A 17,481-nucleotide genomic window follows, 5' to 3' on the forward strand; every position below is an offset into this window, starting at 1 on the left:
CTCGTAGAAGATATAGCAGAGAGAAAAGGGGGGCTGTTCATGAATGCACCTACAAAACAAATTTCAAAACGTGCCCTTTCATTGTGGAGGGTTCATGGGTGTATCAGCACAGGGATCAGTGTCATCGTAGCTGTCGCGGTCCTGGTTCTAACGAATCTGTTCTCATGGCCGGTCTGGCCAAGTCTTGTGATTGGGGCTGTGATTCTGTTAGAAATTATTTTTTCCATTTGGCTGATTCCTTCAATCAGGTGGGAGCGGCTCAGGTATGAGGTTAGGGAGCAGGAAATCGACTATCAATATGGTCTGTTTATTGTGAAACGCACGTTAATACCAATGGTTCGTGTCCAGCATGTGGATACAGAACAAGGGCCATTGCTGCGCAAATATCGTTTGGCAACGATCAGCATTTCTACTGCAGCTACTGTACATAAAATCCCAGCGCTGGATGAAACAGAAGCAGAAGAACTGCGGCGTTCGATTTCATCATTAGCACGGGTGGCTGAAGATGATGTTTGAACCGAAACGTCTTCATCCTATTTCAGCTGTACTTAACTTCGCAAAAGGGCTAAAAGATGCAATTCTGCCAATCGTTGCGATTTTCTTTTTTAATGGAAACAGCGAGGGAGGGTTTCTTGGCTGGCTGCCGCTTATTTTAACAGGAGTATTTTTATTAATTATTTTAATTGGCGGTGTGGTCAAGTGGCTTCGTTTTGTTTATTGGATTGACGAAGGAGAATTGCGAATCGAACACGGTTTACTGTTCCGGAAAAAACGTTATATTCCGCTGGAACGTATTCAAAGTCTGGATTTCTCAGAAGGTATTTTGCACAGGCCGTTTCAGCTTGTCAAAGTGTCGATCGAAACGGCTGCCACTTCGGGGTTAGAAGCTGAAGCGGTATTGACGGCAATTAAACGCCTCGACGCGAAAGAGCTTGAGAAAACGATCTATCAGCAGAAATCTGATCCTTCTTCTGCCGAAAGTGACGCAGAAATCATAGAAGAAACAAGTCGTTCGCTCGTTTATCAAATGACGACGAAAGACCTGATCCTTATGGCTGTAACTTCAGGCGGGGCAGGAGTTGTGATTTCAGGGGTAGCTGTCTTTCTTTCGCAAATTACTGAATTTTTACCGGTTGGCGCAATTTATAATGAGGTAGTAAACTGGCTGCAATTTGGTGTTGTCATTGCGGGAGTCATAGCTGCCTTTGTTTTGATCATTGCTTATGGACTAGCTGTTATTTTAACGATTCTGCGTTTTGGAAACTTTTCTGTTTTTCATGAGGGAGACGATTTGGTAATTACTCGCGGGCTCTTGGAAAAGAAACAAGTTACGATCCCGCTCAATCGAATTCAAGGAATCAGGATTGATGAGAACATAGTCAGGCAGCCTTTAGGTTTCGCTACAGTCTCGATTATTAGTGCCGGAGGATCAGTTAAGGAAGGGGCAGATCAGCAATTTAAAATTCTTCCTTTTATCAAGCGAGACCAAATTGAACCAGTGCTGACAAGCATTCTTCCTCAGTATGAGCTAGAAGTTTCTCCTGAAAGTCCTCCAAAACGTGCCAAACGTCGTTATGTCTTCAGATGTATATGGCTTCCTTTACTGATTTCGATCGGAGTTAGTGTGTTTTTCTGGCCGCTGGGCTTACTATCGTTCATAATGATTCCTGCTTTCATCGGGCTGGGAATGTTAAATTACCGTGATGCTGGCTGGAATATTCGAGAAAAACAATTGATGCTCAGCAATCGTCTCATTACGAAACAAACTTATTTTATTAAGAAGCATCGTATCCAATCCTGTCAGTTCTCGAGGTCGATCCCTGAACAGCGTGGCCGGCTTTCCTCTATTGAAGTCATGGTCAAGACCGGGGCTGGAAAGACAAGGGCCCGGTGCCTTTACTTAGACCAGGATGATTCCGAAACCATAATGAGTTGGTTCCAAACTAAATGATCGTTTTTCTATCGATTTCTGCTCTTAAGCAGGAATCGATTTTTTGTTAAAAGACGAACATTTTATGGACATCCCTTGAAATTTGTTCGTAAAACGAATATTATTAAGGATGTTGTGATTTTTCATTCGGAAAGTAAGGTGTTGGTGATGTTGAAGATGTTTCGTTTACAAGAAAACAATACAACCGTCCGAACAGAGCTATTAGCAGGCCTGACTACATTTCTAACTATGGTTTATATCGTTGTCGTGAACCCGGCGATTTTATCGGCTGCTGGTTTACCGTTTGAGCAAGTCTTTATGGCGACTGTTATTGCAGCGATTATTGGTACGTTAGTTATGGCGCTTGCTGCCAATTACCCGATTGCGATTGCACCGGGGATGGGAATGAATGCTTACTTTGTAACGGAAGTTGTTCAGCAGGATGTCAGCTATTCCGTTATTTTAGGTACTGTTTTCCTTGCTGGGATCTTATTTGTTATTTTAAGTTTAACGAAATTAAGGGAAACGCTGATTATAGCGATTCCTCCTTCGCTCAAATACGGAATTACCTCCGGGATCGGCCTCTTTATTGCTTTTTTAGGGCTGCGCATGTCAGGGATTATTGTCGCTAGTGAGTCAACGCTGGTTACAATGGGCGACTTGACGGCCCCTGGGACGGTGTTAACGATTGTCGGTCTATTTGTCACACTTGGGCTTATTGCCCGTCGAGTAACTGGGGCGTTATTTATTGGCATGGCCATAACAGCATTGTTAGGCGTATTTACCGGCCAGCTTGAGTTTGAGAATGGTATCACTTCTGTACCGCCAGCACCAGTTTTTTGGGATATTGACATAGCAGGTGTGTTTAGCAACGGGCTTTATACAGTTATTTTCGCCTTTTTGCTTGTGACGATTTTTGATACAACAGGAACGATGATTGGGGTAGCGGAGCAAGCTGGCTTTATCCGCAAAGATGGAAGCCTGCCGAGAGCACGTGCAGCTTTGATGGCTGACGCAACTGCCACCACAGCGGGAGCGATGTTTGGAACCAGTCCTTCTTCTGCGTATATTGAATCGTCTTCCGGAGTTGCGGCAGGAGGGAGAACTGGGCTGACGACAGTTGTCGTGGCAGCTTTGTTCTTCATTTCTATCTTTTTCTCTCCGCTGGTAGGAGCGGTTTCCAGCTTATCTGCGATCACAGCGCCGGTATTGATTATTGTTGGCTGCTTTATGATGGAAGGGTTAGCAAAGATTAATTGGCAGGCGTTCGATGAAGCATTTCCGGCTTTTATTATTATTTTATCGATGCCGCTTACTTCAAGCATTGCAACCGGCATCGCCTTTGGATTTATTTCTTACCCACTCTTGAAAATCATGTCTGGAAGAGCGAAAGATGTTCACTGGATTCTGTATTTATTCGGATTTATCTTCATCTTGCAAATGATCTTCTTCCCCGGATATTAACACACATCACCACCACTGCATTCTCGCAGTGGTGGTTTTTTACATAAACTTCCACCTCAGGTCATCCAGTTTCTGGGTGGGGATGCATATTTGGTCTTTTTTGGTGCATTCTATTTTTAGGTGATGAATATGGGATTCTTTAAAAAATTTCTAGTTGGAAAAAGTGAGCAAGGCAACAAGCAAGAGAAAGCATTCGAACATGAACTACCGCAGAAGCCACATTATGCTCAACCTCAACAGATGAGTTCATCTGCTCAATTATCCGAAAATATCGACTACCTTTTTTCGCAGTGTAAACAAACAGGTGATTTAAAGGTTAGAGCCTTAGATGACGGTCGTGCGGCTTTGGTATTTTACGAAACACTCGTTGATCATGAAAAAATGCAAAAGAAAATATTTGCTCCTATTGAAATGGGACATGTGGGACGAATACCGGATCTTCCTAATTCCAGACAAATGACAAATTTAGATGAAGCTATAAAAAAACTGTTAAGCGGCCATGTGCTGTATTTTGATGAAGACAGCACACGAATTACTTATTTTGACGTGACTGCGTCTTTTAATCGTAGTGTAGAAGAACCAGTTAATGAGAAAGTAGTAAGAGGATCACATGAAGGATTTGTCGAGAATATCAAAACTAATGTTAATTTAATTCGAAAGCGTATCGAGGATAAGAGTTTAGTCGTCAAATACTTCAAGGTTGGCAAGAAGACGAATACAAATATCGCCATTGTATACATGAATGGGATTGCTGATCCGGAAATCGTTCGTAAAATCGAACAAAGGATCACTGATATTTCTGTGGATATGGTACAGAGTCCAGGTTTCATTGAAGAGTTTATCGAGGATTCAACTTCATCGCCATTTCCGCAAATGCTTAATACGGAACGGCCAGACAGGGTGTCTGCTAACATCATGGAGGGACGCATTGCAGTGATGGCGGAGGGAAGCCCGACAAGTTTAATCGCCCCTTCCACCTTTTTTATGTTTTATCAATCTCCCGATGACTATAATATGCGGTGGTATACGGGGACATTTATTCGTTTAATTCGATTGACTAGTTTCTTAATTGCTATTGGGCTGCCGGCGTTTTACATAGCTGTCGTCAGCTTCCACTTTGAAGTGATCCCTGATGATTTGATTGTTCCTGTGAAAAGTTCTATCAACGATATTGCCTACCCGCCACTTGTAGAGGCATTGGTCATGGTTATTATTATCGAGTTGATACGGGAAGCCGGGATTAGGCTGCCATCTCCTGTCGGTCAAACGATTGGGATCGTAGGAGGCTTGGTGATCGGAGATGCCGTTGTACGTGCAGGTCTAATTTCAAATCTCATGATTATTGTCGTCGCCTTGACGGCTATTGCATCGTTCGTCGTTCCTTCGAATGAACTGAGTACAACACTTAGGCTGTTAACTTTTCCGCTCATATTCCTGGCCGGAACTTTAGGGTTTGTGGGTATCATGTTTGGATTATTGTTTATCGCGATTCATTTAACAAAACTCGAATCGTTTGGAGTGCCTTATTTTGCTCCTATCGCACCGTTGAGCCTTAATGATTTAAAAGACACGTTTGTAAGAATCCCGCTTTATAAAATGAACAAACGGCCGAAAGATGCCCATCCCACCAAGCAGTTAGCAATGGAGGAATCAAGGGAGTGGAAGAAGAATGAGCAGTCAAAGTAAACCAATGATATCCCGGCGGCAATTCTTTTTCATTATCGTTCAAACCGAAATAGGTGTAGGGGTCTTATCGATGCCTTATGACCTTCACGGCATCGCAAAACAAGATGGGTGGATATCCCTGCTTATTACGGCCTTTTCCTTACTGATTATCCTGTTCTTGTTGTGGATGCTGGCTAAACGTCATCCATCCTTGAACTTTTTCCAAATTTTAGAACGAGTGTTTAGCAAATGGCCTGGCAAATTCATTATTGTCGCTTATATTATCTATTTCACCTCTGTGTCGGTATTAATTGTACTATTATTTGGCCGAATGCTCAGTCTCTGGGTCTTGCCGAGTACTCCTTTCTGGGTCTTGTCGATTTTGATGGTATCTGTTTGCTTGTATTTAACAGCGAGTGGTTTGAAAATTATTGCTCGCCTATATACAAGCCTCTCGCTGTTTTTATTTATTCTGATCTTTCTTATGGTCTTTTGTTTTTCAGAATTGGAGATCCTCTATATTCTACCTGTGGCCCAGTCTGGTTGGATAAATATTGTCAAAGGGGCGAATGAAGGATTACTGTCCTATTTCGGCTTTATTGTCACACTCGTTATCTATACGTATGTAGAGGGAAAACCGAAAGATAAATTTAAAACGGTCTTTTGGGCTCACTGTTTTGTCACTTGCTTCTACTTATTTGTAGTGCTTGTGAGTTTTACATTCTTTAGTACGAAGGAAATTGCTCTCGTTCAAGAGCCAGTCCTTTATATGCTAAAATCCTTTCAGTTTCCTATTATAGCAAGAATCGATTTATTCTTTCTTTCGATTTGGGTGGTTTCGGTGGCCACTTCATTTGCAACGTATCTCTTTATGACAGGAATGGGACTGCAAACAGTTTTTCAAAAACAATCCAGTATTCTGGTCACGCTGGCAGCCATCAGTATCTTTATCATTTCAATATTCTTTGGTTTCGAGAGTGAACGGCTTGAATTGTTAGGGAATGTGGTCGTTTTTCTTGGGTATGCGTTCGGGATTTTTATTCCAATCTTTACGTTATGTATAAGTGCCCTTAGGTTTAAAGCAAAAAAGGAAGGGGGGAAGCAGAGTGAATAAGGTAATATGCGTAATCCTCTCTCTTTTAGTCCTGACTGGATGCTGGGATCAAAGGCATTTTAAGAACTATAATCTTGCTCTATCCGTTGGCTTTGATCAATTAGAAAATGGAAGCATTATTGAAACAGTTTCTATTCCGACCATTATGGGAAGTCCAGAGGGACCGCTTAAACCAAAAGTCCAAATTGTGTCCTCGAAAGCTCCTACGACTTTAGATGCTCGGGAAAAAATTGACCAAAGAATCTCAGCTTCCTTTGACCCTTCTAAACTTCAGGTCGTCTTAGTTGGAGAAGATTTGGCGAAGCGGGACATTTATCCAGTTTTAGACGGATTTTACCGTAATCCAAATAGTAATCTAAACGCACGATTAGCCGTTGTCGAAGGATCAGCTAAAGAGGTCATTTCAGTAAAAACACCAAATGAATCAAGAGTCAGCCAATATATAACAGGTTTGCTTGAAAGCGTCGTGTTAGGAACTTATTCAACAGGCGAAAACCTTCAGCTTATTAGTGCAGAATTAATGGAGCCTGGAGAAGACTTTACTCTTCCGATATTAAAAAAAGTAGTTCAAGGCGATGAGCAGTTAGTAGAATATAACGGTTTAGGTCTTTTCCATAACCGTTCTTACACAGGCGAGAAAATTAAACAGGAAGACGCTGTACTGTTCGTATTGATGCAAGGACAAAAAGGGAAGAGGGCTCGGATTACAAGGAAAGTCAATAATGATAAAGCGTACGAACCATTAAACTATGTGACCATTAAAGTGATGAAGATAAAAAGAGATTTAAATGTTAAAGTTCAAGGTGGTGAGGTGAAAGCTGATTTATCTTTAAAAATTTCTGCCCGGATTCTGGAGTATCCGCATAATCAACTTGTATCATTACAGATTATTAATAAACTTTCCGATCGACTAACACGTGTTTTAACAAAAGATGCGAAAGAAATCGCAGCCAAAACTCAATCGGCAAACAGTGACGTATTTTCGATTGGAAGGCGGGTCAAAGCCTATTATCCTGAGGTTTGGAACCAGATGGACTGGAATAAAGACTATCCAAACATAACGATTACTCCTAAGGTAGAAGTTGATGTGAAACAGCATGGTATTATTAATTAATCAAGGGAATTGCAGATTTTTGAAACCTGAAGCTCTGTTTTGTCGTCTAATAGTTAAGAATCACTTTAAAGCGTTAAGTGAATCCTATAAGTCAAAGATCCATTTAGCAAAATTGGGTGAACAGGACGTAGTAGTAAAAGCAGTCCTTTCATTATATAAAAGATATACCTCCCCTTAGGTATAGCACCTTTCGGTTGACCGCCGGAAGGTGCATTTTAGTGTGTGTTTTCATGTTAGTTCAGACCAAATAGAAAATAGGAAAAAAGTCTTTCGAGAATTATTTATGAAAAACCCCTCGAAATCTAGATGTTTTTGATGTAGTGTAAATGCTGTAGTTTAGGGAATAATGTCCATATATGAGGATAAAGATCTATTTTATGAAAATTCTTTTTATTTGATAACTATTGCAAGACGTCTGACAACCTGTTAAAATCCTTAATAGAAACAGATCATGAAAGCATTTTCATTTTTTGTGATTCTGACGACTTAAAACTTTTGAGGGGGAACCTAAGTGGGTATTGTAGGTATCTTATTGGGCATTTTGGGTATAATCGTGATTCTTGGAATAGCCTTCCTAATGTCTAATGATCGTAAAAATATAAATTATTTCGGTATCGGTGTCATGCTTGTGGCGCAGCTTCTAACAACCTTTGTGATGTTTGAGACAGAAGTCGGTGCCTGGATCATTAATAAAATTTCATGGGTTTTTAACAAACTCATTGAATATGGAACAGTCGGGGTGAACTTTGTTCTAGGCGGAGTAGCGACAGAAGATGGTGCATCTGTTTTCTTCTTTAATGTATTGCTGCTTATTATTTTCTTCGCAACTATTCTTTCTGTGCTTACGTATTTGAAAATTCTTCCGTTTATTATCAAGTATTTTGGTCAGTTTTTATCGTATATTACTCGTCTTCCTAAGATCGAATCGTTCAACGCGGTAAACAGTATCTTTTTTGGTCAATCTGAGGCAATTATTGCGATTAAATCTCAGTTTAAGCACTTAAGTGATAATCGTCTATTTATTGTAAGTGCATCAGCAATGGGGTCCGTATCCGCTTCCATCGTAGGGGCATATATCGGCATTCTGCCTGCTGAGTATGTTCTTGTCGCCCTTCCATTAAACATGTTTAGTGCACTAATTATTGCTTCCTTGATTGCGCCGGTTAAAGTATCTAAGGAAGATGATTACGTAGATATTCACGATGTATCTGGTTCGAAGAGTATCTTCGAAGCGATGGGAAATGGTGCTTTAGATGGTGGTAAAATTGCCTTGATCGTAGCAGCCATGCTAATTGCATTTATTGCTTCACTGGAATTGGTCAATGCATTGTTCTCCTTCTTATTTGCGGGCTTTACCTTGCAGGAAGGGCTTGGATATATCATTGCTCCACTCGGTCTTCTAATGGGAATCCCGGCATCAGAAGTACTTGATGCAGGTGCCATTATGGGGACGAAAATTGTGACAAACGAATTTGTTGCCATGCTTGAATTCCAGGGAATGGTTGATCAAGTATCAGAAAAAACAGTCGGTATTGTTACAGTATTCTTAACCAGTTTCGCTAACTTCTCTTCTATTGGGATCATCGCGGGAACTGTACAAGGAATTGATGCCGATAAAGGTGCCCGAGTATCAGGTTTCGGTATGAAACTTCTGATTGGTGCAACACTTGGTTCTATGCTTTCCGCTACAATGGCTGGTTTATTTTTATAAAAAACTGATGGACAAACCTGGCTGGAGAGAAAATTCTCTCGCCAGGTTTTTTGTATGAGCAATTTTTTTCTTTTCCCCATGATTAGTCTTTCTAAACATGTTGTTTGTCCTGTATGGGTGTTTACACGGTGACGAAAAAGGCTATATTCCCTATAGATTCCATTTGAAAGGGAGTATGTATCGTGGTAAAGCAATATAAATTATATATCGACGGTCAATGGACAGGAACGAATGAATCAATAGATGTAGGAAATAAATATACGCAAGATACATTTGCTCAAGTCGCCAAAGCGTCTGAAAAAGAGGTGGATGCGGCAATCAGTGCGGCTGAACGTGCCTATAAAGGCGGACCTTTAGCTCCTTATAAGCGTTATCAGGTACTTAAGCGTGTCAGTGAGCTGTTACAGGACAACAAAGAAGAGTTCGCTCAGACGATTGTGATGGAAGCTGGAAAACCGCTTAAACAAGCCCGTACTGAAGTAGACCGCGCAACACAGACAATTGAGATTTCGGCAGAAGAGGCGAAGCGGATTCATGGGGAAGGCGTACCTGTTGAATCTGCCCCTGGCTCTGAGAATCGTATGGCTTTTACAATTAAGGTGCCAGTTGGTGTGGTCGGGGCGATTAGCCCGTTTAACTTTCCCCTTAATCTCGTGTCCCATAAAATCGCACCTGCTATTGCGGCGGGAAACACGGTAGTGTTGAAGCCTGCAAGTAAAACACCTGTAGCTTCCTTAATGTTAGCTGAAATGTTTCAGGAAGCCGGCTTGCCAAAAGGGTTCTTTAACGTTGTGGTAGGCTCAGGATCAACAGTCGGTAATCAAATGATGCAAGATGAACGGATCCAGCTTTATACGTTTACAGGAAGTGCTGAAGTCGGACTGAAACTGAAACAGAATACCGGGCTCAATAAGCTGATCCTTGAGCTCGGAAATAATTCACCGGTTATTGTTGATAAAGAGGCAGATATTGATGCAGCAGCCCAAAACACGGCAGCAAAGAGCTTTGCTTTTGCCGGGCAAGTTTGTTTATCAGTGCAGCGTCTTTATGTACACGAAGACGTTCGCGACGAGTTTCAAGAGAAATTTATAAAAGCGGTGAAGGAACTGAACGTCGGTGATCCGAGTGATGATGAAACAGATGTTGGGCCGATGATCAGTGAAGATGAGGCCAAACGTGCTGAGCAGTGGGTAGAGGAAGCGAAGCATGCTGGAGCGACGGTCGTGCATGGCGGCAAACGGGAAGGTGCCCTGCTTCAGCCGACCGTTCTTCAGGACATCACGCACGATATGAAAGTGGTATGCGAAGAAATATTCGCACCAGTTGTCAGCTTGATTCCGTTTACAGATATAAAAGAATGCATCGATGAAGTGAACCAGTCTCCGTATGGTTTACAAGGTGGAATCTTCACACAAAATTTAGATACTGCATTTTATGCAGCTAAACATGTCGAGGTAGGCGGAATGATGGTCAATGATTCTTCCCAATACCGCGTAGATCTTATGCCATATGGTGGTGTGAAAGATAGTGGTTCCGGCAAAGAAGGCCCTAAGTATTCCATTGAAGAAATGACGGAGGAGCGCCTGGTTGTACTGAATTTAAATCAATAAGAATAGGATTCTCTTTGCAAAAAGTGGCTGGGACATAACTAAACTTTTTAAGTAAAAAGACGAACGATATGCTTTATTTTCGCAGCGGATTATACAACATTCATAGTTTCTGCTTAGTTCGGATTTTCATTTGGTAAAAGTATTTTTGTCCCAGCCTCTTTTCAGCTTGAAGTGAAACCATTTGCTTTCCTTTATAAGCATTATAACCACGTACGGGCGAATCCAGCTATCTTCTCGCGAAAATGCTAGAATAGGCGATTCGGGGATATATCCTCATTTTAGCGGTTATATTCTAATAGTCGCGGATATATTTTAAAAATCGCGGTAATATCGAAGTTATCGCGGATAAACATCAAAAGGTTTAATTTGTGCGCTTTCCTCATCCCTTTTGATAAAGGCGAATATTCTTCTGCTGCAGGTAGAGCATACGCAGCATCAATGTAATGGCTCCGGCAGTTAAACCGATAATTAAGCTCATCCAGTAGCCGTAGGGACCAAGCTCCGTATAATTGGCCAAAATATAACCGCTGGGTAAACCAATCACCCAATAAGAAATAAACGACATAAGGAGCGTAATCGTGACGTCCTTGTAGCCTCGTAAAATTCCTTGAATTGGGGCTCCGAAACCGTCGGATAGTTGAAAGAAGATAGCAAAAATAATAAAGTTCTTTGTTAATTCAATCACGCGTTGATTGGAACTGTACAGGCGCGCAACTGAGTCGTCGAAGATATACAGTATAGCCCCCGCCACAACTGACATACAGACGGCAAATGAAATCCCAAGATAGGAGTAGGTTCTGGCATCTGTGAATCGCTTCGCCCCTACTTCATACCCAACGGCAATCGTTAAGGCAAAAGCGATGCTCAGAGGCATCATATAGACGAAAGAAGCAAAGTTAATGGCTGCCTGGTGTGCGGCAACGGTGTACGTATCATAAGTGGTCATGAAAAAAGTAACGGCTGAAAAGATACTCGTTTCAAAAAAGATCGCAAATCCAATTGGGATACCAATTTTCAGTTGTTCCCACCAGCTTTTAAAGGAAGGTGTGACCCAGCTTCTAAAGATACCGTACGTGCGCAATGGGTAAAGTTTATGAATCACAACAGCAATAATGGCAAAAGCCACCCAATAGGTTAAGGAGGTTGCTAAGCCTGCGCCGATTCCACCGAGTTCAGGGAAGCCCCATTTTCCAAAAATCAATACATAGTTAAAGAAAACGTTTGTTGGTAGTGTTAGTAAAATGATCATCATTGATATTCTAGTGTGACCGAGTGCATCGATAAATGAACGCAGTAGATTAAAAATGAACAAAGGAATGATCCCAGTTCCAAGAGCAATTAAATAATATTTCGCAATATGCTGTACAGATTCCTCGAGCTCCATTAATGACAAAATAGGGTCAATCAACAAGAAGCCGATTCCTGCGATTACCACAGCAATGGCGATCGATAAATATACCCCTTGTTTGACGGATTCGGGAATATCCGCATCCTTTCTCGCCCCTTTAAGCTGAGCTACGATGGGGGAAATCGCCATCAGGATTCCGTTTAATCCGGTGAATATCGGCAGCCATATACTTGATCCGATTGCTACACCAGCCAAGTCTTCCGGCCCTGCCTGACCGGACATGATCGTATCAAAAAAGTTCATCGCATACATGCCGACTTGCGTAATAAAAATAGGTATGAGAATCATGGTGAATAATTTTATTTTTTCTTTTAATGTCGTTGTTTCATACATAGGACTTCTCCTTTTTGGTACAATTCCTATAGGACACGAGGATTATAGCACATTTTGTATCGTGGCAGCTAACAGAGCCACTGATGAAAGGACGATGAATGTTGAATCAGAAACGGATTTTATTTACAGGAGGAGGAACAGCAGGGCACGTGATTGTGAACCTGGCTCTCATTCCTGAATTTCAGAAACAAGGTTACCAAGTTGATTATATAGGGTCCTATAATGGAATAGAAAAACAGTTAATCGGTTCTTTAGAAGGCGTCACGTATCATGGCATTTCAACAGGGAAGCTGCGCCGTTATATGTCTAAGGAAAATATAAAAGACCCTTTCAAGGTTATGAAAGGGCTTATGCAGTCGATCCGGATCATTCGTAAACGAAAGCCGCAGGTTATTTTTTCTAAAGGTGGATTTGTATCAGTGCCTGTTGTGGCGGCCGCAAAATTAAACCGCGTTCCGGCTATTATTCATGAATCTGATTATACCCCCGGTCTTGCCAATAAGCTGTCGTTTCCTTTTGCCAAAAAGGTGCTGGCTACATTCCCAGAAACGATGAAGCACTTGCCTGATGGGAAGGGGCAATATATTGGAGCTGTTGTAAGGGAAGAGCTGTTTACCGGAGATGAAAGAAGAGGTCTATCCTTTAGTGGATTGACTTCTCAGAAACCCGTTGTACTGGTGATGGGCGGCAGTACGGGATCCAAGAAAATTAATGATGCGATCCGTTCTAATTTAGACGAGTTGCTAAAAGATCTTCAAATCATCCATATTTGCGGCCAAGGACATAAGGACGAATCAATCAACCGACCTGGGTACGCTCAATTTGAATATGTAAATGATGAATTAAAGGATTTGTTTGCGGCAAGTGATTTTATTATTTCACGTGCTGGTTCCAATGCAATCTTTGAATTTTTAGCCCTGAAAAAGCCGATGCTGCTTATTCCTTTATCAAGAAAAGCAAGTCGCGGCGACCAAATTTTAAACGCGGATTCTTTTGTGAAACAGGGATATGCTCATAAGCTTGAGGAGGAAGAGCTGACTTCTGAAAGCTTGCTGACAGAGGTGAAACGGTTAATGGATTCCAAAGAAGAGTTGCTCCATCATATGAATAACTATGAAAGTAGACGAACGAAAAATGAAGTCATTTCCATTATTCAACATGCGCAAAAAGCAGGGAACAGGTAAGTATGCAAGCAAGGCCCCATGAGTTATAATAAAATTAGAAATAAATCTATATCAGGGGTAGATGATGTGAAATCAAAAATGTGTCGTTATTGCTACAAGCCGATTCGGGATCGTGATGAGCTGGTTACGGCCTCAAATTGGTTTAGAATTCGACCTTACCATTACAGATGTTTTCAAGAGGTAGAGCAAGATACAAAAACGATTGTTGGAACGTGGACACCTATTAATGGTCCGGCAGGCTTAGTGACAATGATCTTGATGCTCGCTTTAGCGCTGTGGATGTATTCGACGAATACGCTCGGGGTAATAGGTGATATTATTGGATTGTTGGCGTTTTATCCTGTTTTGCTGCGAGTCGCATCTTTTGTATTCATAGAGAGTAAGTTACCTAAATATGTGGAGAACAAAAAATATCAATGAGTCTGCTATTTCTATGAATAGCAGACTTTTTTGGTGAAAATGGGGTTAGGGCGTTATCCTCATGCGTTAGGGTGCTATCGCTCTAGGTTAGGGCACTATCCGCAGGCGTTAGGCAGCTATCGTAACTAGTTAAGTCTTTATACGCCAATGTTAGGGCGGTATTTAAATTTAAAGAGCCGAAAATAGCCGTCTTAAAAGGCAATTTGACTTAAGGTTTTACAGCTATTAAAATTTATGATTGCGCTTACAGAAAATTTGTGGTATGTTTATTTCTCGTTGCTTCGAATAGGCTCCACTTAGGCCGGTTACATAGTCATTCCGATCACATAACGAAAGGGAGAATGGCGTATGTCTATGTATGATGAGCACTTGCAAAGTGAAAAAGAACGACTACTGTTCACGAAGGAGTACATGAATCACTTAATTACCCTTCAAGAATCAGGCCAACAAGCACTAAAGGAACAGCAGGAAGATACCTTGCAAAAGCTCGATTTTAAAGACAGCAGTCTTCGCTATCAGGAGATGTTGACCCACTCAAGTTTTATGAAGTTATCGAAGGATCAACTGGAAAACCTCAAGAATCTACGTAAGAAACCTTATTTTGCCCGCATTGATTTTCACCGTAAAGAAAAACCAGACAAAGAAATCTTTTATATTGGAAAAGTCTCTCTGTTCGATCGCGAAACACAGTTGCCGATTATTCTAGATTGGCGCTCACCGCTAGCCAATGTGTATTATGAAGGGCGCTTGGGCGAGGTCAGCTATAAAGCTCATGGAGAAGAATATGAAGGCAATGTTTCACTGAAGCGTCAGTATCAAATTGAGGATGGCGAACTGTTAGAATTCCGTGATATTGACTTAACGACAAAAGATGAATTGCTGCAGGATTCTCTTGCCCAAAATGCTGAACATCGTTTAACAGAAATTGTGTCAACGATTCAGGAGGAGCAGAACAGGGTCATTCGTGCTGACTTAAGGAAGCCGATTATCGTTCAGGGGGCAGCGGGAAGCGGCAAGACTACTATTGCTTTACATCGCATCTCCTACTTTTTGTACAGTATGCGGGATATTTTTAAACCTGATGAAATGCTGATCCTTGCTCCGAACCGTCTGTTCATTCAGTACATATCCGAGGTGCTTCCAGAGCTCGGTGTAAATAGAGCTAAACAAACAACATTCGCGAATTTTGTGCAAGAGATGGTGGATGTAGATTGGCCAGTCGTCAGCCAGCATGAAGTACTTATGGATACCATTGAAAAAACAGCAAATAAAGACGCACCTCACCTACAGGCAGCTGGGTTCAAAGGATCAAAAGCGTTCAAGCAGCTGCTGGACAGGTATATCCAAAAAGTAAAACAATCCTACATCGTTGAAGAAGATTTCATGCTGGGAGAATTCAAAATTAGAAGCGGTTCCAGTATTAAACGGCTTTTTCTCAAAGACTTTCAACTTTTTCCTTATGAAGTACGGGTGGAAAAAATAAAACAAGTACTGCAAAGTGAATTGAGACGAAAGAAGAAAATCATCCTAGAGAAAATAGCCGCTAAATATGATGACGAGCTGGACAAAGCACTGTTTGGTATGAAGGATAAAGCGAAACGGAAAAAGAGAGTCAGTTTCCTGATTACGAGGAAAGAAGAGCGGCTAAAAGATCTAAAGAAACTAACGCGTACAGCGGTCTCTCGCTATATGAAGCAATTTCCCAAGCACAAGCTGACAACCCTTTACCGGGCGATGTTTGAGGAAGAGATGTTTTGTTCGTTAATAGATGAAGATTCCGAGCAAATGGAGTACCTGCGCACGATGACACGGCGCTATTTGCAAAAGAAGCGGCTCCATTCAGAAGACTTGGCTCCATTGCTATATATATTTACTTTTCTAAAAGGGCTGCATTCGGACGATCAAATGAAAAAAGTAGTCATCGATGAAGCGCAGGATTATAGTTTTCTTGAATTTTATAGTTTGAAAAAAGCTTTCCAAACAGACTTATTTACGGTTGTAGGCGATCTTGCTCAGGGAATCTATCGTTATAGGGGCTTAAGAAGCTGGGAATCTCTCAATGAAGTTTTTAGACAGCCAAATTACTTAACGCTGCAAAAAACGTATCGAACGACAATAGAAATCATGGATTTAGCGAATAGGCTGCTAACGTTGATGCCGGAAGACCTACCCATGGCCGAACCGGTGGTAAGACATGGTCCGCTGCCAACTTTCATTGAAAAACAACCAGGGTGGCAAGAGGCTTTACTCAAGATTGTGAACCAGTTGAGTGACGAAGGGATGAAGAGTTTCGCAATTGTTACAAAAACGATGAAAGAAACAGCTGCACTCCAGCACATTCCAGAAATTCGTTCTTTAAACTTTGAACCATTGAATGAAGAAACGGAAATGGGGAAGCGGATGATTTTGCCAGCTTACCTGGCTAAAGGATTGGAATTTGACGTGGTCTTTTTGTTCAGTGAAGATTCTCCTTTCACAAGAAATGAATTGGATATCAAAGTATTATATGTAGCCATGACAAGGCCGCTTCACAGGTTATATATGATCGGAAATCACCCAGATGATTTTTTATTACATCACCTGAATGAGCCGCCCTATCAGCAGCATTCTCTGAAATAAACAAGTTTCAAATGATTCTGAACAGGGTACAGAAGGGTTATGGTAAAAATAAAGGAGTGCATGTCAGATGAGTCTAACGGATACAACTCAATTATCCAATGGTGTACATATGCCGTGGGTCGGTCTCGGTGTTTACAAAATGGACAGTGGTGATGAAGTGGTCAACGCTGTTCGTTCGGCTCTGGACCTCGGGTATCGCCATTTGGATACAGCATCTTTCTATGATAATGAAGAAGGGGTAGGTCAGGCTATTCGTGAAAGTGACCTTTCGCGTGAGGAACTTTTTGTAACGACGAAGGTTTGGAATGATGAACAAGGGTATGAGGAGACTCTGGAGGCATTTGACCGAAGCCTGCGTAAATTAGGGCTGGTTTACCTCGATCTTTACCTCATACATTGGCCGATTGAAGGCAGCTATAAAGATACGTGGAAAGCGTTAGAGAAACTTTATAAGGATGGTAAAGTGAAGGCAATTGGTGTCAGCAACTTTATGACGCATCATTTGGACGACTTGTTACAGGATGCGGAAGTGACGCCGATGGTCAACCAGATTGAATTTCATCCCGAACTTTATCAAGCAGAGCTCGTCGATTATTGTAAACAACGTAGTATTCAAGTGGAAGCTTGGTCACCGATTGGCCGTGGCACATACTTGGATAACTCTGTTTTACAAGAGTTGGCGGAAAAATATAAGAAAACACCAGCGCAAATCATTTTAAGATGGGACTTGCAGCATGGAATTGTGACCATACCAAAATCAACCCATAAAGTGCGTCAAAAAGAGAACGCTGATGTCTTTGATTTTGAGTTGGCAGCAGCTGAAATGGACAAAATCAATTCCCTAGACAAAAACAATCGTTTAGGACCGCACCCTGATGAAATGGGTAAATAACGCTCCCTGGATAATCT

Annotated in this window: 13 protein-coding genes; 12 read left to right on the forward strand and 1 reads right to left on the reverse strand. The window is 41.6% G+C overall.

Going from position 1 to position 17,481, the window contains the following annotated elements; translation table 11 throughout:
• Window positions 1-39: 39 nt before the first annotated feature.
• From B5354_RS12700 to B5354_RS12735, 8 genes are all read left to right on the forward strand, one after another.
• Window positions 40-516, forward strand: coding sequence for a PH domain-containing protein (locus B5354_RS12700; RefSeq protein WP_079529194.1), 477 nt, complete (start codon window positions 40-42; stop codon window positions 514-516).
• Window positions 506-1,951 (forward strand): PH domain-containing protein, encoded by a 1,446-nt coding sequence (locus B5354_RS12705; RefSeq protein ID WP_079529195.1) that lies wholly within the window; start codon window positions 506-508, stop codon window positions 1,949-1,951. The genes B5354_RS12700 and B5354_RS12705 overlap by 11 nt, the downstream gene beginning before the upstream one ends.
• 147 nt (window positions 1,952-2,098) lie before the next feature.
• Entirely contained in the window at window positions 2,099-3,394 is a 1,296-nt protein-coding gene (locus B5354_RS12710) for an NCS2 family permease (RefSeq protein ID WP_281252741.1), read from the forward strand.
• A gap of 129 nt (window positions 3,395-3,523) precedes the next feature.
• Window positions 3,524-5,080 (forward strand): spore germination protein, encoded by a 1,557-nt coding sequence (locus B5354_RS12715; RefSeq protein ID WP_079529196.1) that lies wholly within the window; start codon window positions 3,524-3,526, stop codon window positions 5,078-5,080.
• Window positions 5,064-6,173 (forward strand): GerAB/ArcD/ProY family transporter, encoded by a 1,110-nt coding sequence (locus B5354_RS12720; protein ID WP_079529197.1) that lies wholly within the window; start codon window positions 5,064-5,066, stop codon window positions 6,171-6,173. The genes B5354_RS12715 and B5354_RS12720 overlap by 17 nt, the downstream gene beginning before the upstream one ends.
• Complete coding sequence (locus B5354_RS12725) at window positions 6,166-7,287, forward strand: Ger(x)C family spore germination protein (RefSeq protein WP_176142488.1); 1,122 nt, start codon at window positions 6,166-6,168, stop codon at window positions 7,285-7,287. Before B5354_RS12720 ends, B5354_RS12725 begins: the two co-directional genes overlap by 8 nt.
• Before the next feature lie 577 nt (window positions 7,288-7,864).
• A complete protein-coding gene (locus B5354_RS12730; RefSeq protein WP_245804833.1) occupies window positions 7,865-8,998 on the forward strand; it encodes a NupC/NupG family nucleoside CNT transporter in 1,134 nt (377 codons plus the stop codon).
• A 179-nt stretch (window positions 8,999-9,177) separates the two neighbouring features.
• Window positions 9,178-10,608, forward strand: a complete 1,431-nt coding sequence (locus B5354_RS12735) for an aldehyde dehydrogenase family protein (RefSeq protein WP_425432153.1) — start codon at window positions 9,178-9,180, stop codon at window positions 10,606-10,608.
• A 379-nt stretch (window positions 10,609-10,987) separates the two neighbouring features.
• On the opposite strand, the gene B5354_RS12740 is transcribed toward B5354_RS12735, so the two are convergent.
• Window positions 10,988-12,349 carry an MATE family efflux transporter gene (locus tag B5354_RS12740; protein WP_079529200.1) on the reverse strand — a complete coding sequence of 454 codons (1,362 nt, stop codon included), beginning with the start codon at window positions 12,347-12,349 and terminating at the stop codon, window positions 10,988-10,990.
• Between the two features lie 98 nt (window positions 12,350-12,447).
• On the opposite strand from B5354_RS12740, the gene B5354_RS12745 reads away from it, so the two are divergent.
• The 4 genes from B5354_RS12745 to B5354_RS12760 all read left to right on the forward strand — a co-directional run bounded on the left by B5354_RS12745 (window position 12,448) and on the right by B5354_RS12760 (window position 17,464).
• Window positions 12,448-13,533, forward strand: a complete 1,086-nt coding sequence (locus B5354_RS12745) for an undecaprenyldiphospho-muramoylpentapeptide beta-N-acetylglucosaminyltransferase (protein ID WP_079529201.1) — start codon at window positions 12,448-12,450, stop codon at window positions 13,531-13,533.
• 66 nt (window positions 13,534-13,599) lie between these two features.
• Window positions 13,600-13,953, forward strand: coding sequence for a hypothetical protein (locus tag B5354_RS12750; RefSeq protein WP_079529202.1), 354 nt, complete (start codon window positions 13,600-13,602; stop codon window positions 13,951-13,953).
• A gap of 348 nt (window positions 13,954-14,301) precedes the next feature.
• Window positions 14,302-16,572, forward strand: a complete 2,271-nt coding sequence (gene helD / locus B5354_RS12755) for an RNA polymerase recycling motor HelD (protein WP_245804785.1) — start codon at window positions 14,302-14,304, stop codon at window positions 16,570-16,572.
• A gap of 67 nt (window positions 16,573-16,639) precedes the next feature.
• Window positions 16,640-17,464, forward strand: a complete 825-nt coding sequence (locus tag B5354_RS12760; RefSeq protein ID WP_079529203.1) for an aldo/keto reductase — start codon at window positions 16,640-16,642, stop codon at window positions 17,462-17,464.
• Window positions 17,465-17,481 lie beyond the last annotated feature (17 nt).

Origin of the sequence: Halobacillus hunanensis (assembly GCF_900166655.1) — a bacterium.
Taxonomy (GTDB): Bacteria; Bacillota; Bacilli; order Bacillales; family Halobacillaceae; genus Halobacillus_A; species Halobacillus_A hunanensis.